Raw genomic sequence first — 20857 nt, forward strand, 5'->3', positions numbered from 1 at the left:
CGTTATCCTCCTATTTTGACTTCCCGCTTAGTGGTTTGGTGTAAAGCCTGCTCAAAATCTTTGATGATATCTTCCGGTTTTTCAAGACCGACAGATAGACGCAGCAGGCCATCGGTGATACCCCGTTTCAGCCTTTCCGGTTCAGGCATGGAGGCATGGGACATCTTCGCCGGATAGGAGAGGATGGACTCCACAGCTCCCAGACTAACAGCGAATACCGGAATTTCTACATGTTTGGAAAATTCACGGACGGCTGCTTCATCCTTCAGTCGGAACGAAAGGACAGCACCGGGGCCGTCTGCCTGATAGTTATGGATCGAATAGCCCGGGTGGCTGGTCAGGCTTGGGTGATATACTTCTTCAACCAACGGATGGCTGGCGAGATAGTTTGTTATTTTGATTGCTGATTCGGTTGACTGTTTCAATCGACAGTCCAAAGTCTTTAGTCCTCGTAAAACGAGCCAGGAATCATGCGGTCCAAGAATCGAGCCGAATGCATTCTGCAAATATGGAAGTTGATCGGCGATCTCCGGGTGGTTCGTAACGGCAAGACCAGCCACGACATCACTATGACCTGCAATGAATTTAGTGGCACTATGCAGAACCAGGTCGGCACCAAGTTCGAGCGGCCGTTGCAAGGCCGGAGTCATAAATGTATTATCGACAAAGGTGTAGCATCCGTGTGCTTTTGCCAGCTTAGTAACTGCACTGATATCTGTTATGTTTAAGAGTGGATTTGCTGGTGTCTCGATGTACACTACTTTAGTATTTGGCTGAATGGCTGTCGCTACCGCATGCAAATCCGTCATATCTACGAAAGTATGCTCGATGCCGAACCGATGAAGGACGTCGTGAACCAGTCTAAATGTTCCTCCGTAGACATCTTCTGTAATGACCACGTGGTCGTTTTTAGACAACATCATGAATGAGGTGGAAATGGCAGCCATACCGGATGCGAACGCAAGCCCTTTATCGCCGCCCTCGAGTCTGGCAATTTCTTCTACCAAGGCTTCTCTTGTTGGGTTTCCGGAGCGGCTGTAATCATATTTTCCTGGATTGTCAAAGTCTGCTTGATGAAAAGTGGACGCCTGCTGAATTGGCACGCTTACTCCGCCCGTAGTTGGATCGAACTTATGATTTCCATGAAGCACGCGTGTCTGAAATGAATACGGATGATCGGTCATGTATAATTCCTCCTCGTTGAAAAAACATGGATAAATATAAAAAAAGCCTTCCCATAAGAAGAAGACTTTGTAATGATAAGTTCCTCTTCTTATCTTCCAAGTTATCGGTACAACTTGCTGGAATTAGCACCTTTCTGGTATCACCAGTGGTTGCTGAGGCTTCAACGGGCCAGTCCCTCTGCCTCTCTAGATAAGAAATAATCGAGTTAGTATTTAATTGGTTCTCACTAACTTACACTAAAGCGATAAATTTTACAAGGGGAAGAAGAGAATTTTTCGAATTTTCTAGTAGAAGAGAATGATTGACAACGGTGTAATCGGGGAAGGTAAAATAGATAAAGCACTTTTATCACGAAAAGGAGAATGAGATGATGAGTGAAGAAAAAAATTATAATAAAAAACTGAAGAATTTCAATCCCGCCAAAGCAGTTGAAACCGGGCGTAAATATTTTTCCGAGAGCAGTTTTTTTGCTAAAATGGGCCGCTACGCAATGTTACTCGGCTCCAAGATCGCTTACTATAGTTTTCTTTTATACTACACATTCAAGAGCCCAAAAACCCCGAAAAAAGACAAGCTGACGATTGCGGGGGCACTTGGTTACTTGATATTTCCGGCCGATGTCATTCCTGATTTCATTCCGGTCGTCGGTTTTGCTGATGACAGTCTTGCTATCATTTATGCTATTTACAGTGTTGTTTCCCACATTGATGAGTCGATCAAAGCAAAAGCCCATGTCAGCATGGTGAAGTATTTCGGCGAAAACTTCAGTAAAGCTGATATCGATGAAAGATTTATGGTTGATGAATCGAAAGAGGATGATGAAGAAAATAGATCGCAGGCTCAGTAACTTTATTGGGCCAGTTGCAAATAAATGTATGAAAGTCGCTAATATATACAAAATGCAGCAAGTAAAACAGCAAATCAAAATCCCCTCCGGAGGTGAGGGGATTTTGATTTGCTGTCCGCATTTATTTTGTTATAGGATAGAGCGATAAGATAAAGACTACATTAACAGTAATATATGTAAAGGAGATTATTATGGCTGAAACAACACACCAACATCTAAGAAAATTTCAAGAAGCAAATAAAGATAAAGGACGACTGCTGATCTGCTGTCCGGACCAGCCGGGGATTGTGGCGGCTGTTTCTAATTTCCTATTTCAAAATGGAGCCAATATCATGGAGTCCAGCCAGTATACGACCGATGCTTATGAGGGCACATTCTTCCTGCGGATCGAATTTGATTGTCCGGGTTTGCATGGAAAAGAAGAAGAAATGAAGAGCCGGTTTCAGGCGATTGCGGAAAACTTCAACATGAAGTGGGATATAAAATTCGTTTATGAACTGAGGAGAACGGCAATTTTTGTCTCCAAACAGCTCCACTGTTTGCGTGAGTTGTTATGGGAATGGCAGAGCGGCGAGTTAGTAACCGAGATAGCGGTTGTCATCAGCAACCATGAAGATGCAAGAGAATTGGTTGAATCATTCGATATCCCGTTTCATCATGTTCCAGCCAATAAAGATATCCGCGAAGAAGCAGAGGTAAAACAGCTTCGGCTGCTGGAAGAGTACAGCATCGACCAGATTGTTTTGGCTCGTTACATGCAAATTCTGACCCCTGAGTTCGTATCTACTTATCCATCACAAATCATCAATATTCACCATTCGTTTCTGCCGGCATTTGTCGGGGCGAACCCTTATGGGCGAGCTTATGAGCGAGGAGTAAAACTGATCGGTGCGACCTCTCATTATGTCACCAATGATCTGGATGAAGGGCCAATTATTGAGCAGGATATCATGCGTGTCGATCACCGCGACAGTGCGGAAGATTTGAAAAAAATCGGACGTAAAGTAGAACGCAGTGTGCTTGCCCGTGGTGTGAAATGGGATTTAGAAGACCGCATTCTCGTTCATCGAAATAAAACAATCGTATTCAATTAACTTATGTAAAAAACTGGAGGACCTGGGGTGTTAGATCTAACACCCCAGGTCCTCCAGTTTATGGAAAATAGGTTTGGCTGTCGGGCGTAACGTGAGGGTCAATAGCTATTATTAAAATCAATGGATCGATTATTATGTGGTTGTATACGAATCCAGGGCCGATCATTATCCCACTCAAGAGCTAATGGAAGTTCAAAGGTATCTTGCAAATTTTCTTCGCTTAACGTTTTATATTTTTCTCCACTAGCGACTATACTGCCCTCGTGAAGCAGCAAAGCATGAGAAATCGATGGGATGACTTCTTCTATATGGTGTGTCACGTATATCAATGTAGGACCGTCCTCTGACCGGTTCATCTGATCCACTGTCTGCAGCAGCTCTTCTCTAGATAAGATATCCAGTCCGCTGCATGGCTCGTCCAGAATCAACAGTTCTGGTGACGCCATCAACGCCCTTGCAATCATGGTTTTTCGCTTTTCACCCTGAGATAGAGAAGAGAACTTTTGCTCACCAAGATGCCCAATTCGAAATTGTTGTAAAAGATGGTTGGCTCTGTTTAAATCTTCTGCTGTGATTTCATCATAAATACCGATGGTAGCATGTATCCCGCTCAACACTACCTCGCTCGCAGTTTCTCCGCCATGATGCTTGAAACGTTCATCCAGTGAAGTGCTGACCCAGCCGATAGATTTACGCAGTTTTAGAATATTCGTTTCGCCAAACCGCATGCCTAATACGTTGACTTCACCATTCGTCGGCCATTGGTAGCCGGTAATCATATTGAGTAGGGAGGTTTTGCCTGAGCCGTTCAACCCCAGCAGCACCCAGTGTTCTCCTTTTTCAACATTCCAGGTAATATCTTTTAAAATGGTCTTATCCTTCTGTTTCCACTCAATTCCTTTTAACGAAATAATATGACTATTCATTACTGTACCTCCCTGGACGTTTTTGTTAGGGTAACACATTTTCGAAAGGACAGAAAAAAACTTTTTTTCTTAAAATGGAGGATATTTATGGAAAAAATGGTGAAATTATATGCTAAAGTATTAAGAGAGATAGTTTTAATTGAAAAGGGAGAAGATGGATATGAAACTGATAAAACATAATCAAAAGGCTTGGGATAAAAAAGTGGAAGATGGAGTCGTCTATACAAAACCGGCAAGCAGAGAAACAATTGAAAAAGCGAAAGCTGGGGAGTGGGAAATAACAGTCACTACTGAAAGACCAGTACCAGGATCATGGTTTCCATCCTCTTTAAAAGGAATCAAAATTCTTTGTTTAGCTTCCGGGGGAGGGCAGCAAGCCCCTATACTGGCAGCTGCGGGTGCCGATGTATCGGTGGTCGATATATCCGATATGCAATTGGCACAGGACAGGTTTGTGGCTGAGCGGGATGGGTTGTATCTGGAGGCGATACAAGGCGATATGGCTGACTTGCATTTCTTTGAGGATGGTTCGTTCGATCTCATCGTCCACCCTGTTTCCAATGTATTTGTAGAAAATATATTGCCTGTATGGAAAGAGACTGCCAGGGTGTTAAAGACTGGTGGTACGCTTATATCAGGGTTTACAAATCCATTGTTATACTTATTTGATGATGAGCAGGAGGAAAAAGGTATCCTCGATGTAAAACACTCCGTTCCATTTTCCGGTCTAACAGCAATTTCCGAAAAAGAACTACAGCGTCACCTGGATAATAATTTGACAATCGAGTTTGGTCATACACTGGAGGACCAGGTTCAAGGCCAAATTGATGCAGGCTTTGCCATCACTGGTTTTTATGAGGATGATTTTGGTGGGAATCGACTGATCGATAACTACATCAAAACCTTTATTGCTACAAAAGCCACCAAAATATTATAACAAATTGGATTATCGGCGCGAAATTGAAAATTATTGCGCGGGAAATAATGAATTGAGTCACTAATTTGGTTTGATTTGTCGAAGTGGAAGGAGATTATATGGGATCGCGACGGAGTTTGTACTTGTTATTGTTTATTCTCTTACTAAGCGGATGTAAGGATAGCAGTGAAGAAATTCAACAATCTCACATCCAATTTGCTTTGGATGGCGAAAGTGAACATTGGGAGATAGAAAGTTATGAGCTGCTGTATGACGGGAAGCGATATGAGGCTGGAAATGGTAAAATAACAATGAAAAATACTGATGAGTATGTTTCTGATTTCTTTTCCATCAGTATACAGGTGGTAATTGATGGAGAGAGTGAAAAAATTCAAAGCCAATCCGTATCGGGGGGCGATATGGATATCGGTGAACACCAAATTGGTACGATAAATGGAAATAGAACAGATAGTAATGAAGCTATTCATAAAGAGGACATCGATCAGATATATGCAACTGTTATTTGGCGGGACAATGAAGAGAAAAAGGATGTAAAAGAGACAATAATATTATATAAAAGTAGCACTTGACATTGATTGAACTCCAATATTTTTACCCGGAATGATATTGATCAATTACTCCAATGAGTAGATTGTGAAAAATTCAAATGCAGTGGGCCGGTCCTTCCTTTCATTATCCCTTAGATGATCATCAGTTGAAAAAGGAGCCAATGTTGCCCAGACTGATAAACTAATCTACAAAGTTGAACAACTGGTTTTAATAACCAATTGCGCAGAATCAATAAAAAAGCAGAGCACAGTAGGTTTTGGCTCCGCTTCGGTTCTATCTTATCTATAGAACAACATCACGCGAGGTCATGATATCGCTTTTCGTTGGACCGCCAGCTGACCCAGCCATATAAAGCCCCGGCGATCACCCCGATGACAATACGCTGCACGACATAATCAAATGTAATGCTGTCTTCCCGGAATGCCTGGAACAGAAGGGAAACGGATACAAACACGCCTCCAAAACCAAGCAATCCATAGAGGGCTATGTATTTTCCTTTTCCTGCTTGTCTTGTTTTCTCCCACTTAGTTTTTCTGGGCTCATCTGTCATTTTGTCACCACTCTCTATGGGTTTGTTTCTGAATAAGGTTATTTCTATAAAGTGATTATACCAAAATGATAAAGTGATATAATATTAATAAAGGGTTTTAGATGCCACACATAGTGACTTTAGAAAACATAGGATTGATTAGTGTGATAATTTTAAAACAGGGGCAGGTGGTCGGATGTATTTGACGATACAGGAAACTGCTGAATATCTGGATGTCCCAGTATCTTATATTCACAAAATGGTTTTAAAAAATAAAATAAAAACGATTGATGATGGTTATCAGGTCTTGATTAACAAAGACCAGTTTTCAAATTATTTTGACCAAGTGGAGAAGTATCGTGCTACGATACAGGAATACTTGAGTGAGCCAATTCCTCCTGATCCGGACATTAAAGATGAAGACTGAAAAGCAGAGCCTCCGTGCTCTGCTTTTTTATTTTGGCAGAGCTTAAACTGGAACTTTATCACATTAACGTGAAAAACTAAGGATGAGCGAGCATAAGCCACTCTATTTAACCTAAAAGAGGTTATACCTGAAATGTTACCGCTTTAATGAAGTTTGAGAAATGATTGTGCATCCTTAATAATCAGAATAATTCAATTTTAAAGGAGTGGTACATTATCAGCATGACAGTAGAGAAAGAAAAAGTAGTATATTCTGTAGCGGGAGAAGAAGCAATCGGCACGTTTTCATTGATGTCACAAGAAGAGGTCAATCAGGCAATTACAAAGGCCAGTGAAGCCCAACAGTCCTGGGCCGAAACAGAGGTATATAAGCGAGCGGACATTCTACATAAGTGGGCCGATCGTTTACTCGAACAGCAAGAAAAAATTGGTACGTTGATATACAAAGAAGTAGGAAAAAACAAAGCTTCAGCAATGAAAGAAGTCAAACGAACAGCTGACTTAATTCGCTATACTGCTGAGGAAGGCTGCCGTATTCATGGAGACATGCTCCGTGGTGATTCATTCCGAGGTGGAAGCTCAAATAAAATAGCGATGGCGGACCGTGAGCCTCTCGGTGTCGTTTTAGCAATATCCCCATTCAACTATCCAGTTAACTTAGCCGCATCAAAAATTGCCCCAGCATTGATTTCTGGAAATTCAGTGGTTTTTAAACCGGCATCCCAAGGCGCTCTTAGCGGCCGTCTCATGATTGATGCATTGCTTGAAACTGATATACCGGAAGATATTGTCCAACTGGTCACAGGGAAGGGATCTGAAATTGGAGACTTTATTGTTACCCATCCAGAAATCAGCATGATCACATTTACAGGAAGCACAGAGGTCGGTCAATCCATCTCAGAAAAAGCGAAAATGGTTCCTGTGGTTCTCGAATTAGGCGGTAAAGATCCAGCAATCGTATTGGATGATGCTGATCTGGATCTAGCTGCCGATCAAATCGTCAGCGGTGCTTATTCTTATTCCGGCCAGCGCTGTACTGCCATTAAGCGTGTATTGGTTGCTGACTCTGTCGCCGACCAGCTTTCTGAAAAAATCAAACAGAAAGTCGAAGCGCTGACAGTTGGAAATCCGGAAGACGATGCAGCTGTGACTCCGCTGATCGATGACAAAGCAGCAGACTTTGTTCAAGGTCTGATTGATGACGCCCTTGAAAAAGGTGCAACATTAGTAACAGGTAACAAGCGCGAAGGCAAATTAATTCATCCGACACTAATAGATGATGTTTCTTCTGATATGGATATCGCCTGGGAAGAGCCGTTCGGTCCAGTACTTCCAATCATACGAATTACGGATGAAAAAGACTTCGTAGCTCTTGCTAATCAATCTCAATATGGCTTACAGGCGAGTATTTTTACAGCAGATGTCCAAAAAGCAATGGACATTGGAGGAAAGCTTCACGTCGGCTCAGTTCAATTGAATGCAAAAACCGAACGTGGACCAGACCATTTCCCTTTCATCGGAGCGAAAAATTCGGGACTGGGTGCACAGGGCATCCGTCGGAGTATTGAATCCATGACTCGCGATAAGCTATTTGTGCTTAATATGTAAATGATTAACGCCAGCCGTAGTAATCTCACGGCTGGCGTCTTTACTCCGTTTAACTATTCTGCCATGTTACTTGTGCTGAACGTTTCCGTGGCCGTACCGCCCGATACCAATGCAGGCAAAGCAGGAAAATGATGATGACATCTATTAAATCGCCGCCATAGTACATCAGCCTGCTGCCAGTCTGCGCCTGGTCAGCTGGTACTCCGGCAGGAGGGTTAGCATAAATGAATTTTGATAAAATACTATGACCCGCGACAGCTATGACCAGTACAATCGAACGGTACAGGTAGCTGCGCCGGTGCGGGATCGGGTCGATGTAGAGGAGCGAAATAGTAAATAAGTAGCCTGCTAAAAATACATGTATGTGTATGAAAACATGTAAGAATAAGCTGTGATGCATTATCTGATACAAATTCGTCGTGTATAAGAGCCATAGACCGCCGATATTTAGTATCGTTGCTGTGACAGGATCACTTAGGATACGAATCATCGTGCTCCGGAGTATATTTGTAATTCGTCGAGCCGCTTTTACAGGAAGTGTTCTCAGAAGTAAAGTCATGGGAGCAGCCAGCGCCATCAATAAAGGGGCCATCATTCCTAATAATAGATGACCAAGCATGTGTGCGGTGAAATTCCCATGTGCACGCTCTGCTAAAGGGCCTGCTACTGATAGAATGGCAAGGAAAATCCCAACCGTCCATAAGACACTGCGGTATAATGGCCAATGTTTGTGATGGCGGTTGGAAAAGTAGACTGCACCCATGTACAGTCCTAGCAATAACATAAAAGGAACACTTAATATGAAAGCTGCGATCGTATTATTCATGGGAAAGTGGGTTAGTCACTCCTCCCGTACCCGCCTGCCGCCGTGTCTTTAACAAGATGATCGAACCGGCAATAACCATAACGATTGCGGTGATATTCCATACCAGGTCATAAGGCAGAATATTGACATTATAACGGATTTGATGGAGCTGCATGAGTTTATGATGGACTGTCCCATCATATAATTGGAAGGCGCCCAGCCCGAGAAGTACGCCGCCCCACCATCTCGTTTTCCATAGCGCCCGCCGCCGGCGGAGATCGGCGTACATAAATAGTCCACCAATCGTCGCGAACCAGCTGAAGGCATGGAAGAAACCATCCGAGATAATTCCTATTTGGGTAGTGGATTTATCATAAAAATGATGCCAATTCAGCAGCTGGTGGAAAACGGCTTCATCAAAGAAAGCGACAAGACCAAGTCCGAATAAAAAGCCTGACCAAAGATTTCGGCCATAATATGGATTTCGTGTGCCGTTAGCCATAGGATCCTCCTTTTAAAGATACTCGTAATGATTTATATCCCAATTATGGAAAGACGAAACAATGAGACAAATGAATGATGACAACTTCCATATGTATTTAACATGCATATACTTTAAGAGGAGTGAAATTGAAGGGGAGGAGACATGAACATGTATCCGATCTATTATCCATATACGCCATACTACCAAGCTGGCCATGAATATTATCCATATATGCCGAGGAGGTATCCAGAAAAACCGGCCTATCCTCCAGTAGATTCCAGCCTTTTTTCTGATTCTGCAGCAGCTATGGAAAAACTACTGGATCAAGCCAGCCTTGTACTGCGCCGCCTTGCTGAATCAAAAACATTCGCCCATGACGTGATGCAGGCAGCCCAGGTTAATGATATGAAGAAAGTTGATGCCTTATTGAAGTCGACGGGCATCCATTCTGGTGTCCAAACGAAAGTGAATCCTGATGGTATCAATTTGCAGCTTACTTCTGAAGTAGAAGGTGTCGATTGTTGTCATTTGACAATTGCGCTGAGATGGAGGATATGAGAAGAGAGGAGCCAGGTCGTATGACTGGTTCCTCAAAGCTTAGTAAAACAAATTAGAAGAATTTGAAACTTTTCATTATGAAACTCGTATAGTATATGGACAAGTCGTTGTAACATGGTAGAATTTAAGATAGTACATAAAAGGGAGTAATTCATATGAAGCTCTGGTTGAGAAAAGTTTCAGTCGTATTGATTGCCATTCTTACCCTTGGTTTATATATACCACCGACTTATGCTGATGCGGAAACACCTGCGAAAAAAGAGGTGGCCTCACCGAAGGAAAAAGAAGATGACTACCTGACAGCTGATGCCGTCATCCCTGAAGAAGAAATACCCGTCGAACCATCCACGGATGATTATATCGATGTCCTGACTGAGCGCGCCAGGGAGCAGGCGGTCACAAAGCTGGGCCCTAAAATCGCGACCAAAGTGGAAGATGAATTTGCTACTGTCATCCTGCCTGGAATCGAAGAAGTGGTCACAGCTCTTTTGGAAGAATCTGAAGAGGAAGTACCATACTATGAAATCTCAGAGCAGCCAGCGGCAGGGTATGGAGAGAAGATATTTCACCTTTCTGATTACCGGACCAAAGAGGAGATTGCCAGATTTGATGTGCGCCGGGAAAAACGGCCGGGCGAAGGATACTGGTTCAATTTTCATTATCACCTGAGCAAAGATGAATTTGAAAAGCACCATGATATCGGTGAGATCTATTGGGATAAAAATACTCCACCAAAATGGATGGCCTGAACACCTTCTTCTTAAGAGGGTGTTTTTTATTAATTTTAACTGAAACGATCAATTATTAGCCTTAATCGCCTAAATCAATGAATAACTCGCCTATTTTCAGTAGATAAAGATAATCAAATAATAAAGCCGAGCCACAGGCCCGGCTTTATTATTTTTCTTTCACAGCAATCGCTTCAATCTCCACTTTCGCACCTTTTGGCAGTTTGCTTACTTCTACTGCTGCGCGGGCAGGGTAAGGCTCGCTCAAAAAGCTGGCATATACGTCATTAACGACAGCGAAATCGTCCATGGAGTCAAGGTAGATGTTTGCTTTTGCGATATGGCTGTAATCAAGGCCAGCTTCCTCCAGGATACCTCCGAGATTTTTCATGACCTGCTCAGCTTGCTCTTTCACATTATCTGAGACGAACTCCTGGGTGGATGGGTCAAGTGGGATCTGGCCGGAAATATAGATGACATCTCCGACATCGACAGCCTGCGAATAGGGACCGATAGCAGCCGGGGCTTTATTTGTAGCAATTGGTTTCAACATGAATGGTCACTCCTTCTATGTATGATTAGTTCTATCCTAACATGAGTCTTAAAAATTCGGAATCGATTGACTTTGGTCCTTTAAACTCTTGTAGTGAGAAGAACGAAATGATATTTTCATATACAATAGTGTGATAGGAAGTGATTTTGTGGGAAACCAACAGCGTACATATAAAAATGGCTATACCTCCAAGGATAGACCTTTTTGGATGGCGATCATAGCACTTGCAGCGGCTTCGGTCATGGCTTTTTCCAACATTTATATGCTGCAGCCAATCCTGCCGATATTCACCAGGGAATTTGAGGTATCGCCTACCGCATCCAGTCTGTTAATCTCCCTTACCATCGTTTCCTTAATCATTGGGCTGCTTGTATTTGGTTTGCTGTCCGATCGCTGGGGCAGGGTGAAACTGATGAAAGTCACCATGCTCCTCTCCATCATCCCGTTATTCATCATGCCTTTCCTGGAATCTTTCTCGCTTCTATTAATTTTGCGGTTCATACAGGGGTTCTTTGTTGCTGGATTACCGGCAGCAGCTATTGCCTATATCGGAGAGGAATTTGAACAGCGCAGCGTCCGAATCGGGATTTCTTTTTATATAGCGAGCAATGCAGTCGGCGGCATGTTCGGGAGGGTATTCGTTGGTTATATATCTGAGTTTGCTTCCTGGCAGGCTGCCTTATGGCTGCTCTTTGTATTAGAAGCGTTGTTTTTTATAGCGTTCTTAATCCTGCTGCCCGAATCGCGAAACTTTCAAACGAGCGACCTTCCTATCAAGGACGACTTGGCGGGAATGTTCATCCACTTAAAAGATAAAAACCTGATTCCTGCTTTTTATATGGGGATTGTCATACAATTAACGTTTACTGGTATCTGGACCTATTTACCATTTTACTTAAGTGATGAGCCTTTCTATTTGTCGATCGGTACGATTACATTCGCTTATTTCGCTTATGGTTTGGGGCTTGTCAGCTCCCCTGCAGCCAGTAAATTATCCCTCTCCTTCGGTATGGCCAAGGTTGTGGTTACGAGTGTCCTTGTCATGGTTACTGGAATTCTCCTGACTGCTGTTCCGGTCGTTCCACTCATTTATGCAGGTCTCGGACTGATGTGCTTCGGTTTTTTCGTCGTCCATTCGATGGTGGCAGCTTCTGTTAATCAGGCTGCTACCCACCATAAAGGGGGAGCATCCAGTATCTATCTTGTAAGCTACTATATCGGTGTGGCTGCAGGCGGGACATTCACCGGGTTTTTATGGGGAGCAATTGGCTGGTTCGGGGTCATAGCCCTGGCCATCTTACTGGTGCCAGGGGTGGTATGGGGGCGCCGGACATACTTACGTACCGTTTAAAACTTTATTAAAACCTATTTAAAATGCTCAGGTATTACGCTTGAGCATTTTATTGTTGACCAGACGGCTAGTTATGTATATAATCAATATCGTATTTCGTTATCGGAATTCGATATAGGGAGGGATAATTAATTGGATAATAAAATTTTGCGGAAATTATTTTTAGGATTCATTCATATTCACATTCTGCACCATGCAAAAGAAGAAGCTATATATGGATCATGGATACTGGAAGAACTTCGGGAACATGGCTATGATATCAGTCCAGGAACATTGTACCCAATCCTTCATCATATGGAAGTCGATGGCTTGTTAGATAAAGAAGAAAAAAATGTCAACGGGAAAATCAGAAAATATTACCGGATTACCACCCATGGAGAGACCATTCTCGAAGAGGCCCGCGCGAAAGCTTATGAATTATTTAAAGAAATCAAGTGAAAGGCAGGTAACAAAAGACGATGAAAAGACTCTTGGAAATTTTAGCAGTATCAACGAAACTTGGTCTTACTTCCTTCGGTGGGCCGGTCGCTCATCTGGCTTATTTCAAAGATGAGTACATCGATCGCAGGAAATGGCTTGACGACAAAACTTATGCAGACATCATTGCCTTGTGCCAGTTTCTTCCGGGACCGGCAAGTTCACAGGTAGGTATATCCATCGGCATGCTGCGGGGAGGTATCCTGGGTGGTTTTGTTGCATGGTTCGGGTTCACTGTACCTTCAATTATTGTACTCATTATTTTTGCAATGTTGTACCAGACATTTACGTTAGGCGACGCTGGGTTCATCCACAGCTTGAAAGTAGTGGCGGCGGCGGTGGTACTACATGCATTAATCGGATTAGGGAAAAAGCTGACTCCGGACAAAACACGAATAGCAATCGCTCTTGTTGCAGCAGCGATCATGTTGTTATATCCTTCCGCCTGGATGCAGATCATCATTATCGTAGCTGCTGGGTTGCTCGGGATAAAGCTATTCAGTGACAAAGCAGAACCAAAAGTACAGACATTCCAGGTGAATATTTCTAAAAAGCTTGGAATCACCTCGCTTGGAATCCTGGTGTTTACGCTTGTTATATTGCCGGTGATAACAAAAATGACAGATAATCCGCTTTTAAGCATTTTTGATACTTTTTTCCGTGTTGGATCCCTGGTCTTCGGCGGCGGTCATGTCGTGCTTCCAATGATCGAGCGGGAAGTTGTACCCCAGGGGTGGCTGACTGCGGATGAATTCCTGGCTGGATATGGAATGGCACAGGCAGTACCTGGCCCGTTATTTACTTTTTCCAGCTACCTGGGAACGATGATAGAAGGAATACCCGGCGCGATCGTTGCAACTGTTGGTATCTTCCTGCCTTCCTTTCTATTGATTATAGCTGCTTTACCATTCTTGAACGAATTACGTAAAAGAAAAGATTTCCAAGGCATTCTGATGGGTGTCAATGCCAGCGTGGTGGGCATATTACTGGCGGCATTTTACGATCCAGTAATCAAAAGTTCTATTTTTGATGCCGCTGATTTTGCACTAGGCGCCATCCTGTTTGCATTATTGAATATTTGGAAAGTTCCTGCCTGGATGATTGTAATTCTTGGTGTGGCAGGGGGTTATCTCTTTAGTTTCATTAATTTTTAAAAAGCTGCAGTTCACCTGCTGCTTTTTTATCGGATGTATTGCTCAACATTTCACGATACGATCGCCAACCCGGTCAATCTCAAATTAGATGATTTCGTTATCAATAATAAGAAACAAGCAACTGCAGTATAAAAAAGCAAGGATAAAGGCTGGCGATCAGACTCCCCGGTTACTGGTTCTTTTTTTGTCACAACCCTTCATATAGTAAAAGAGAAAAATAGGATGGAGGGGTACGTCTATGCAATTTTACTATGGACACCAAATGCCATTGCGTGTCCTTGACGAAGCAGAGTTTTGGAAACACCAGGAAGAGGAGCATACCGTCGTCATTCGGGAATTAGTACCTAACCTGGAACAAAATTATGTACAAGCATTAACCCAGTGGGAAAAAGATTTCGCGGTCGCTCACCAGCAAGTAGTACGATATATTGAAACAGTAAACCGATCGAAAGGACAAGTTACAGCAAATCTATACCAGGATATTATGCAGCTTGTCTCATTTTGTCTCTTGCAAAGCCAGCAATTCATCAACTTCTGCCGCAGCTTGATGGAAGAAAGCGAACCCATCAGCAATAACCCGACCGCCAAAGTAGTATTGAACCATATCATGGTCGAATCGGAATATTTTATTGGGATCGCCCAGACAATCCTGTACCAGTGTTAGAATTATCAGTGCATCCTGTTGATATGGGGTGCACTTTTTTTATCACATTAAAAGGGGATTACAGGAAAATAGTAGAATAACTAAATTATTACCTTTATTGAGGAGGGTGAGGGGGAGAGTTGAGAGAAATCACCAAATAAGGAGAACTGGATATGAATGAGGCAGCACAAAAATACTGGAATGACTATTTACTCGAACATCCCGAAGAAAAGACAACTCCTGTCACCGCCTGGCAATTTGGAGCTGATCCGGATGAGCTGGCGCAATTAGTGATTGACGGGTATAAAACCGCTACTTGCTCCGGGCATGTTTTTTATGAATTGGAAAGTGAGCCTATCCCGGCAGTTGGGGAATATAGCATCATCTTGAACAATGAGGACTTACCAGTTGCCATTATTAAAACCATACAAGTAGAAATATTGCCGATGAATGAGGTGTCGGAAGAGTTTGCAATCGCAGAGGGAGAAGGCGATAGGACCTATCGTTATTGGTGGGAGGCTCACGAAAGATTTTTTAGACGAGAATTACACGAAGTCGGAATGGAGTTTTCTGAGAATATGCTGCTCGTATGCGAGCGATTTGAATTAGTGGACGTTTATAAAAACTGTTAATCAACGATTTCCCCTAGTATTATACCCAAAGTTTCACTGGAAGGAGGGTGTGGACTATCGCATATGAACTGAAAACCAAGCAAAACGATAACAGTGTTCTTGATTTTATTAGAAGTGTGGAAAGCCCGAAGAAACGGGAGGATGCCTGCCAGTTATTAGACATCTTTACAAAAACGACTGGGTATAATGCCAAGATGTGGGGAACGAGTATTATCGGCTTCGGCAGCTATCATTATAAATACGCTTCCGGACATGAAGGTGACGCCCCATTGGTCGGTTTTTCTCCTCGGAAAGCGAAGATAAGTCTGTACTTTGCCACAGGAGATGATAACGAAGAGCTGCTGCAAGATTTCGGCAAACATACCAAAGGAAAAGCGTGTGTCTATATCAATAAATTGACTGATGTAGATGTTGAGGTATTAAAAAAATTGATCGATCAATCTGTGAACTTCCTGAAAAAGACATATCCTGATCAATAATTCAAAGATAGGGCTGATTGAATCACAGCCTTTTTTCATGTATTAGGGTGGTCAGTAGGACGAGCTTCCTATAAGATAAAAGGAAAAGATTGTTAACGGGGGATACATCGATGAAATGGGGTTCATACATAGCACGAGAGGTGACTAAGCCTCTCTTTTTAATCATTGGGATATTTATTGTAAGCGTTTCACCTATGTTCATGTCTGTGGAGGGGTTTGTCTGGCCTGGTTTACAAGTGTTCACTGATGTCTGGAAGCAATTGATGGAGCCGGGTTCATTGATATATGTCAACCCGACATCCGGGGTTGAAAGAGATTTATTTCCTTTCATATTCAACGCATTCAGAAGTTCCATGACCATTCTGGGAATCGCTCTTTCTGCTTCATTTTGTATCGCGCTACTTGGAACGATACTTTTATGGCGAGCTTCGAAAAAGGTATATAACGGTTTTGTGGCTACAACCTCTTTTTTGCAAAGCATTCCAGATATAGTGTTTGTAGTAGCAGCACAAATGCTATTAGTCTGGCTGTATCAGAAAACGGGGATGAATGTTGCGAAAGTTTCAGGTGCTGGTGCAGAAGAAGCTGTCCTGGCACCAGCGGTAGTATTGGCAGTACTGCCGACGATGTATTTCTTCCAATCCATGCTGGAACTGGTGGAAGAAGAACGGAAAGAACATTATTATGAACTTGCTGTCAGCAAGGGGTTGACTAAATCCTACATACTGTTATCGCACATTTTGAGAAATATGCTCGTCCGGCTGGCCTACCAGGCGAAGTTTCTGGTCAGTATCTTGATCAGCAATCTTTTGATCATTGAGTACTTGTTCAACAATCTTGGAATGACATCATTTTTATTAGATTATTCACAGCCTCCGGTATTCTTCGTGACAGCTTTACTTTTCTTCATTCCAATTTACCTATTTCTTAAGGTGATTGAGTTAGCACTTTACTTGTCAACGAAGCAGGAAGTCTCCTTATGATGAAGATAATTGTCAGACAACCGATGCTGGTAGCTGGTCTTGGATTTGTTGTTGTGATGTTGGCGGCAAGTTTTATCCATATGGGTTTCTTTGATTCTTACGTAGCTAAAACACCTTATCTATATGATAACGATAATAATATGATCGGTGCCCCATTCGCTCCTTTCGACTATTCTATTCTGGGGACAGACTTTAATGGCAATCATCTTATTTATTATATATTGAAGGGTGCCAAATACACGATTTTAGGTGCTTTTTCCATTGGACTGGTAAGCTTTTTTATTGCTTTTTTAATCGGGGTACCTCTTGGTTTCAAGTTCAAAGGGACAGCCAAGATAGTAGAAAATACTATTTCTGTCCTGTATTTTATACCTGCCTCACTTATTGCTTATAACTTATTAAAGCCTTTGCTTTGGCAGCCGTTTGAGGGGTTTCCGACAAGCCTTGCTTTCCGGCTCACTTTGGAGGTGCTGGTGATCAGCATGTTGCTGATTCCACCTGCTGCTATATTGATTGCGAGTGAAACGAGCGTGATTTTAAAAAGAGATTTTGTCATCTCCAGTAGAGTGTTAGGAGGGAAGCCATACCATTTATTCCGCTACCACTTGTTCCCTCACTTGAAGCAGAGTTTCATTAACTTGTTTACCAGGCAAACGATTCAAGCCATATTAGTAATGACCCATTTAGGAGTATTTGAACTCTTCTTTGGCGGAACGCTGGTAGATTACAGTTTGATGGGAGGCCGTCCGGTTCCTGTCACCTACGATTGGGCTTCACTGATTGGTATGTACTATTATAATCTACAGACTCATGCACCCTGGTTAGTAGGGATTCCACTGATTTTTCTTGTATTGTTCATTCTTTCTCTCCTGGGAATCGCTCGTGGAGTGAAGAATATCATAACCCCTGCACTCCTTCCTGCAGGGCTAAGGGATAAGGCACAAACAGAAAAGAGCACGGAGCCACAAATGGATCCGTCTAATTTTATGATGGTAAGTGGATCAAATTCACATAAGTAAAACCATGGATAAGGAAGGATGGCGTAATGATGAAAGAAAAACTATTGCGAGTAGGGACTACGTATATTCCAGTTGCTGATGTCGAGAAAGCCAAAAACTGGTATGTGAATATTTTGGATGCCGAATTAAGCTATCAAGATGAAGATAAAGCAATTATCAATCTAGCAGACCAGAGCTTTTTTTAGTGAAAACGCAAGAAAACGAGACAGCTAATTTCATAGACCAGAAAGGAAAGGAACACTTTTCGTTGACATTTGAAGTGGATGGATGGAATGCGCTGGAAGCACTACATAAAGAATTAAGAGGCAAAGGAGTAAGGGTGGGGGAAATAGAGGACCGCGGGCATCCAGGAAACAATTTTGTATTCCGGGACCTGGATGAAAATCTATTTGATGTATGGAGCGAGTTAAGCCCTGCCTTCAAAAAGAGAAAGCAATAAAAAGTAACTTTCTATGCAATCGATTCATAACTCTTCCCATTCATTTACTGATGGGAGGAGTTTTTTTGCCAATTGGTTTACTGGAACCAGCTGAAGTTTATAGTTTGACAGTGTATTTTAAACGTATTATATTTATCTTGAAATCGAAGTAATTCAGATGTTCAGATAGTTACAATGGAAACAGGAGGCATGACCATGAATAATTTAAAAGGAATCCATCACGTTACAGCGATTACGAGCAGTGCGGAAAAGAACTATGAATTCTTCACCTACGTGCTCGGTATGCGTCTTGTTAAAAAGACGGTCAACCAGGATGATATCCGCACATACCATTTGTTTTTTGCTGACGATAAAGGGAGCCCGGGAACCGATATGACGTTTTTCGATTTTCCTGGAATTCCAAAAGGTACCCATGGTACAAACGAAATAGCTAAAACATCATTTCGCGTACCCGATGATGCAGCGCTTGATTACTGGGTGAAGCGCTTTGATCGACTGGAAGTGAAGCATGAAGGTATCAAGGAACTGTTTGGCAAGAAAGTGCTTCCGTTCGTTGATTTTGACGACCAGCAATATCAATTGATTTCTGATGAAAATGACAATGGCGTAGCTCCAGGCACTCCTTGGCAGGATGGACCGATTCCGTTAGAATATGCGATTACAGGGTTAGGGCCGCTGTTTGTTCGTGTCGACAATATCGATTATTTCAAAAAAATGATGGAGAAAGTGCTGCTATTTAAAGAAATCGGTCAGGACGGCGCATTCCATTTGTTTGAAGTAGGAGAAGGCGGTAATGGCGGTCAGGTAGTTGTCGAATATAATACAGTTCTGCCACCTGCTCGCCAAGGGTTCGGCACGGTTCACCATGCTGCCTTCCGGGTGGAAGACCGCTCCGTACTTGACGAATGGCAGGAGCGAATGGAAAGCTTCAACTTCCGGACATCCGGCTATGTCAATCGCCATTTCTTTGGGTCTCTATATAGCAATGTGGCTCCGCAAATCTTATTTGAATTCGCAACCGACGGACCTGGATTCATGGGGGATGAACCCTATGAAACTTTAGGAGAAAAATTATCCCTGCCTCCATTCCTGGAGCCGAAGCGGGAAGCCATTGAAGCTAAAGTACGGCCAATTGATACCGTAAGAAGTACAAAAAATATTGAAAAAGAATATGAATAATAGACTTAGAGGCGTCTTCTTGAAATAAGAAGGCGCCTTTTTGCAGGAATTAAAAGGGAAAAGGAGAATTTATTAATAAGCGAGTATAAAAATTAAATAAGGAGATGGTGTGGTTGAGCAAGGAGAAGTGCCCGAAATGCAGTGGAACGAAACTTGTGGAAGGTACAGATTACACACATGTAAGACCCTTGGGTAAACCAATGAGCATGGGCTCCAATAAAATTTACACCTATTGTGTCAACTGTGGAGAAATTGTTTCCATTCGTATCGAATACCCGCACAAAATTGGATAATAGCACGCGTCTTGTTCAACTTACAACAGATTGGGAGGTGAAATGCTTTTTGAGTATTACCTCTATTGTTATGGTAATAGCAGGAGAGATAATGGCATGGGAATTCCTATTGCTCTGATAGTTGCCATGTTCCTCTTGATTAAGAAAAGTATACGGCTTAATGCAACAAAGAATCACTGATAATGCTGGAGGATTTTTTTATGGGAGTTTTATTATACATATTTTCTATTGTTATTTTTTATTTGGTAGTGAAAATGGCTGTTAGAGATGGTATCAACAGTTCTAAAATCGGTCAATCGATAGAAGAGAAGGATGAGATAAAACAAAGTCTGAAAGCTTCTTTTCTGGATAATGATTTAGATAATTAAGAAATTGGTTTTTTCCAAAAAAGCTGAAGCATTCGGTGATAAAGAAGAACGACTACAACCAGAAAACTGAGAACAGAGGTGTTTAGAGAAAATGCAAATTTATACAGAAAGAAGATTAGATGTCCGTTCCTATGAAGATGAAGATATGGATTTCCTTGCAGGTATGCTGTCAGACCCTCAGATGGTCCGTTATATCGGTGAGGGAACTCCGAAAAACAAGGATGAAGCGAAAGAGTTTTTAAAATGGATTTATCGTACATATGAGCATGGCGAGGATATGGGTTTTAAGGTTCTCGTCAGGAAAGAAGATAATGTTCCGGTAGGACATGCCGGTCTGGTTCCCCGGGAATTGGATGGCGCCGAGGAAATTGAAATCGGTTATTGGATTGCGCGTGACTATTGGGGACAAGGGTATGCGACAGAAGCAGCCAAGGCATTCCTTGATTATGGTCACTACCAGCTAGGTATTAAACGGTTCATCGCCATCATCCAGCCTGCCAACATGGCTTCCCGCCATGTGGCACAGAAAATCGGCATGCATCTGGAAAAGAGAATGGTGCTGGCTGGACAGGAAGTTTACGTCTACGCGAAGGATTAGAACAGTAAGCGTG

At 42.5% G+C, this 20857-nt stretch carries 26 protein-coding genes, 1 pseudogene and 1 riboswitch; of the genes and pseudogenes, 21 read left to right on the plus strand and 6 right to left on the minus strand.

All coding sequences use genetic code 11. The features are described 5' to 3' along the window. Positions 1-2 precede the first annotated feature (2 nt). Positions 3-1184: a cystathionine beta-lyase gene (gene metC / locus P855_RS0117115; protein ID WP_028784715.1), complete on the minus strand. Its 1182-nt coding sequence runs from the start codon at positions 1182-1184 to the stop codon at positions 3-5. Between the two features lie 86 nt (positions 1185-1270). After that, positions 1271-1381: riboswitch (SAM riboswitch) on the minus strand. A 174-nt stretch (positions 1382-1555) separates the two neighbouring features. On the opposite strand from metC, the gene P855_RS21235 reads away from it, so the two are divergent. Beyond that, positions 1556-2032, plus strand: coding sequence for a YkvA family protein (locus P855_RS21235; protein ID WP_084315747.1), 477 nt, complete (start codon positions 1556-1558; stop codon positions 2030-2032). Positions 2033-2223: 191 nt separating this feature from the next. Further along, positions 2224-3126: a formyltetrahydrofolate deformylase gene (gene purU, locus P855_RS0117125; RefSeq protein ID WP_028784716.1), complete on the plus strand. Its 903-nt coding sequence runs from the start codon at positions 2224-2226 to the stop codon at positions 3124-3126. A gap of 98 nt (positions 3127-3224) precedes the next feature. On the opposite strand, the gene P855_RS0117130 is transcribed toward purU, so the two are convergent. Beyond that, positions 3225-4052 (minus strand): ABC transporter ATP-binding protein, encoded by an 828-nt coding sequence (locus tag P855_RS0117130; protein ID WP_028784717.1) that lies wholly within the window; start codon positions 4050-4052, stop codon positions 3225-3227. 160 nt (positions 4053-4212) lie between these two features. Between P855_RS0117130 and P855_RS0117140 the strand changes: the two genes are divergently transcribed. Next, positions 4213-4989 carry a class I SAM-dependent methyltransferase gene (locus P855_RS0117140; protein ID WP_028784718.1) on the plus strand — a complete coding sequence of 259 codons (777 nt, stop codon included), beginning with the start codon at positions 4213-4215 and terminating at the stop codon, positions 4987-4989. Positions 4990-5111: 122 nt separating this feature from the next. Continuing rightward, entirely contained in the window at positions 5112-5558 is a 447-nt protein-coding gene (locus P855_RS0117145; RefSeq protein ID WP_161628830.1) for a hypothetical protein, read from the plus strand. Positions 5559-5833: 275 nt separating this feature from the next. Here P855_RS0117145 and P855_RS0117150 read toward each other — a convergent pair whose 3' ends face one another. After that, positions 5834-6088: a hypothetical protein gene (locus tag P855_RS0117150; protein WP_028784720.1), complete on the minus strand. Its 255-nt coding sequence runs from the start codon at positions 6086-6088 to the stop codon at positions 5834-5836. Between the two features lie 175 nt (positions 6089-6263). On the opposite strand from P855_RS0117150, the gene P855_RS0117155 reads away from it, so the two are divergent. After that, the gene (locus P855_RS0117155) at positions 6264-6494 is read left to right on the plus strand and encodes an excisionase family DNA-binding protein (protein WP_028784721.1); all 231 of its coding nucleotides are present in this window, start codon (positions 6264-6266) and stop codon (positions 6492-6494) included. A gap of 221 nt (positions 6495-6715) precedes the next feature. Further along, positions 6716-8101 (plus strand): NADP-dependent glyceraldehyde-3-phosphate dehydrogenase, encoded by a 1386-nt coding sequence (locus P855_RS0117160; RefSeq protein WP_051353293.1) that lies wholly within the window; start codon positions 6716-6718, stop codon positions 8099-8101. 49 nt (positions 8102-8150) lie between these two features. Here the strand turns inward: P855_RS0117160 and P855_RS0117165 are convergent, their stop codons facing one another. Together P855_RS0117165 and P855_RS0117170 are read right to left on the minus strand one after the other, a co-directional pair. Next, positions 8151-8885: a cytochrome c oxidase assembly protein gene (locus P855_RS0117165; protein WP_235062675.1), complete on the minus strand. Its 735-nt coding sequence runs from the start codon at positions 8883-8885 to the stop codon at positions 8151-8153. A 34-nt stretch (positions 8886-8919) separates the two neighbouring features. Then, positions 8920-9408, minus strand: coding sequence for a DUF2243 domain-containing protein (locus P855_RS0117170; protein WP_028784724.1), 489 nt, complete (start codon positions 9406-9408; stop codon positions 8920-8922). Between the two features lie 150 nt (positions 9409-9558). On the opposite strand from P855_RS0117170, the gene P855_RS0117175 reads away from it, so the two are divergent. Together P855_RS0117175 and P855_RS0117180 are read left to right on the plus strand one after the other, a co-directional pair. After that, complete coding sequence (locus P855_RS0117175; protein ID WP_051353294.1) at positions 9559-9948, plus strand: hypothetical protein; 390 nt, start codon at positions 9559-9561, stop codon at positions 9946-9948. A 155-nt stretch (positions 9949-10103) separates the two neighbouring features. Beyond that, on the plus strand, positions 10104-10697 hold the full coding sequence (locus tag P855_RS0117180; protein ID WP_028784726.1) for a YpjP family protein: 594 nt from the start codon (positions 10104-10106) through the stop codon (positions 10695-10697). A 148-nt stretch (positions 10698-10845) separates the two neighbouring features. Here P855_RS0117180 and P855_RS0117185 read toward each other — a convergent pair whose 3' ends face one another. After that, positions 10846-11229: a RidA family protein gene (locus P855_RS0117185; RefSeq protein WP_028784727.1), complete on the minus strand. Its 384-nt coding sequence runs from the start codon at positions 11227-11229 to the stop codon at positions 10846-10848. 148 nt (positions 11230-11377) lie between these two features. Between P855_RS0117185 and P855_RS0117190 the strand changes: the two genes are divergently transcribed. The 13 genes and pseudogenes from P855_RS0117190 to P855_RS0117250 all read left to right on the plus strand — a co-directional run bounded on the left by P855_RS0117190 (position 11378) and on the right by P855_RS0117250 (position 20844). Beyond that, positions 11378-12580, plus strand: coding sequence for an MFS transporter (locus tag P855_RS0117190; RefSeq protein WP_028784728.1), 1203 nt, complete (start codon positions 11378-11380; stop codon positions 12578-12580). Positions 12581-12712: 132 nt separating this feature from the next. Continuing rightward, complete coding sequence (locus P855_RS0117195) at positions 12713-13018, plus strand: PadR family transcriptional regulator (RefSeq protein WP_028784729.1); 306 nt, start codon at positions 12713-12715, stop codon at positions 13016-13018. Between the two features lie 20 nt (positions 13019-13038). After that, positions 13039-14211, plus strand: coding sequence for a chromate efflux transporter (gene chrA / locus P855_RS0117200; RefSeq protein ID WP_028784730.1), 1173 nt, complete (start codon positions 13039-13041; stop codon positions 14209-14211). A 238-nt stretch (positions 14212-14449) separates the two neighbouring features. Then, positions 14450-14875, plus strand: coding sequence for a DUF2935 domain-containing protein (locus P855_RS0117205; protein ID WP_028784731.1), 426 nt, complete (start codon positions 14450-14452; stop codon positions 14873-14875). Positions 14876-15027: 152 nt separating this feature from the next. Next, the gene (locus P855_RS0117210) at positions 15028-15486 is read left to right on the plus strand and encodes an ASCH domain-containing protein (RefSeq protein WP_028784732.1); all 459 of its coding nucleotides are present in this window, start codon (positions 15028-15030) and stop codon (positions 15484-15486) included. 56 nt (positions 15487-15542) lie between these two features. Further along, on the plus strand, positions 15543-15965 hold the full coding sequence (locus P855_RS0117215) for a DUF1801 domain-containing protein (protein WP_028784733.1): 423 nt from the start codon (positions 15543-15545) through the stop codon (positions 15963-15965). 110 nt (positions 15966-16075) lie between these two features. Then, on the plus strand, positions 16076-16948 hold the full coding sequence (locus P855_RS0117220; RefSeq protein ID WP_028784734.1) for an ABC transporter permease subunit: 873 nt from the start codon (positions 16076-16078) through the stop codon (positions 16946-16948). Next, entirely contained in the window at positions 16945-17967 is a 1023-nt protein-coding gene (locus tag P855_RS0117225; protein WP_028784735.1) for an ABC transporter permease subunit, read from the plus strand. The genes P855_RS0117220 and P855_RS0117225 overlap by 4 nt, the downstream gene beginning before the upstream one ends. Before the next feature lie 29 nt (positions 17968-17996). Then, a pseudogene (locus tag P855_RS21240) lies at positions 17997-18406 on the plus strand (VOC family protein). 195 nt (positions 18407-18601) lie between these two features. Continuing rightward, on the plus strand, positions 18602-19585 hold the full coding sequence (locus P855_RS0117235; RefSeq protein WP_028784736.1) for a ring-cleaving dioxygenase: 984 nt from the start codon (positions 18602-18604) through the stop codon (positions 19583-19585). Positions 19586-19689: 104 nt separating this feature from the next. Next, positions 19690-19878, plus strand: a complete 189-nt coding sequence (locus tag P855_RS21900) for a hypothetical protein (protein ID WP_235062676.1) — start codon at positions 19690-19692, stop codon at positions 19876-19878. 200 nt (positions 19879-20078) lie between these two features. Then, the gene (locus P855_RS0117245) at positions 20079-20246 is read left to right on the plus strand and encodes a hypothetical protein (RefSeq protein WP_235062677.1); all 168 of its coding nucleotides are present in this window, start codon (positions 20079-20081) and stop codon (positions 20244-20246) included. A 91-nt stretch (positions 20247-20337) separates the two neighbouring features. Further along, entirely contained in the window at positions 20338-20844 is a 507-nt protein-coding gene (locus P855_RS0117250) for a GNAT family N-acetyltransferase (protein WP_051353295.1), read from the plus strand. Positions 20845-20857 lie beyond the last annotated feature (13 nt).

Source organism: Thalassobacillus devorans MSP14, from assembly GCF_000496835.1.
GTDB classification, from domain to species: Bacteria; Bacillota; Bacilli; order Bacillales; family Halobacillaceae; genus Thalassobacillus; species Thalassobacillus devorans_B.

Coding starts and splice junctions, on each gene's coding strand:
- P855_RS0117165 (WP_235062675.1), bottom strand. CDS start 8,885: ATGTTATTGCTAGGACTGTACATGGGTGCAGTCTACTTTTCCAACCGC.
- P855_RS0117160 (WP_051353293.1), top strand. CDS start 6,716: ATGACAGTAGAGAAAGAAAAAGTAGTATATTCTGTAGCGGGAGAAGAA.
- P855_RS0117130 (WP_028784717.1), bottom strand. CDS start 4,052: ATGAATAGTCATATTATTTCGTTAAAAGGAATTGAGTGGAAACAGAAG.
- P855_RS0117250 (WP_051353295.1), top strand. CDS start 20,338: ATGCAAATTTATACAGAAAGAAGATTAGATGTCCGTTCCTATGAAGAT.
- P855_RS0117170 (WP_028784724.1), bottom strand. CDS start 9,408: ATGGCTAACGGCACACGAAATCCATATTATGGCCGAAATCTTTGGTCA.
- P855_RS21900 (WP_235062676.1), top strand. CDS start 19,690: ATGGTGTGGTTGAGCAAGGAGAAGTGCCCGAAATGCAGTGGAACGAAA.
- purU (WP_028784716.1), top strand. CDS start 2,224: ATGGCTGAAACAACACACCAACATCTAAGAAAATTTCAAGAAGCAAAT.
- P855_RS0117155 (WP_028784721.1), top strand. CDS start 6,264: ATGTATTTGACGATACAGGAAACTGCTGAATATCTGGATGTCCCAGTA.
- P855_RS0117150 (WP_028784720.1), bottom strand. CDS start 6,088: ATGACAGATGAGCCCAGAAAAACTAAGTGGGAGAAAACAAGACAAGCA.
- chrA (WP_028784730.1), top strand. CDS start 13,039: ATGAAAAGACTCTTGGAAATTTTAGCAGTATCAACGAAACTTGGTCTT.
- P855_RS21235 (WP_084315747.1), top strand. CDS start 1,556: ATGAGTGAAGAAAAAAATTATAATAAAAAACTGAAGAATTTCAATCCC.
- P855_RS0117210 (WP_028784732.1), top strand. CDS start 15,028: ATGAATGAGGCAGCACAAAAATACTGGAATGACTATTTACTCGAACAT.
- metC (WP_028784715.1), bottom strand. CDS start 1,184: ATGACCGATCATCCGTATTCATTTCAGACACGCGTGCTTCATGGAAAT.
- P855_RS0117140 (WP_028784718.1), top strand. CDS start 4,213: ATGAAACTGATAAAACATAATCAAAAGGCTTGGGATAAAAAAGTGGAA.
- P855_RS0117245 (WP_235062677.1), top strand. CDS start 20,079: ATGGGAGTTTTATTATACATATTTTCTATTGTTATTTTTTATTTGGTA.
- P855_RS0117225 (WP_028784735.1), top strand. CDS start 16,945: ATGATGAAGATAATTGTCAGACAACCGATGCTGGTAGCTGGTCTTGGA.
- P855_RS0117185 (WP_028784727.1), bottom strand. CDS start 11,229: ATGTTGAAACCAATTGCTACAAATAAAGCCCCGGCTGCTATCGGTCCC.
- P855_RS0117205 (WP_028784731.1), top strand. CDS start 14,450: ATGCAATTTTACTATGGACACCAAATGCCATTGCGTGTCCTTGACGAA.
- P855_RS0117235 (WP_028784736.1), top strand. CDS start 18,602: ATGAATAATTTAAAAGGAATCCATCACGTTACAGCGATTACGAGCAGT.
- P855_RS0117175 (WP_051353294.1), top strand. CDS start 9,559: ATGTATCCGATCTATTATCCATATACGCCATACTACCAAGCTGGCCAT.
- P855_RS0117180 (WP_028784726.1), top strand. CDS start 10,104: ATGAAGCTCTGGTTGAGAAAAGTTTCAGTCGTATTGATTGCCATTCTT.
- P855_RS0117220 (WP_028784734.1), top strand. CDS start 16,076: ATGAAATGGGGTTCATACATAGCACGAGAGGTGACTAAGCCTCTCTTT.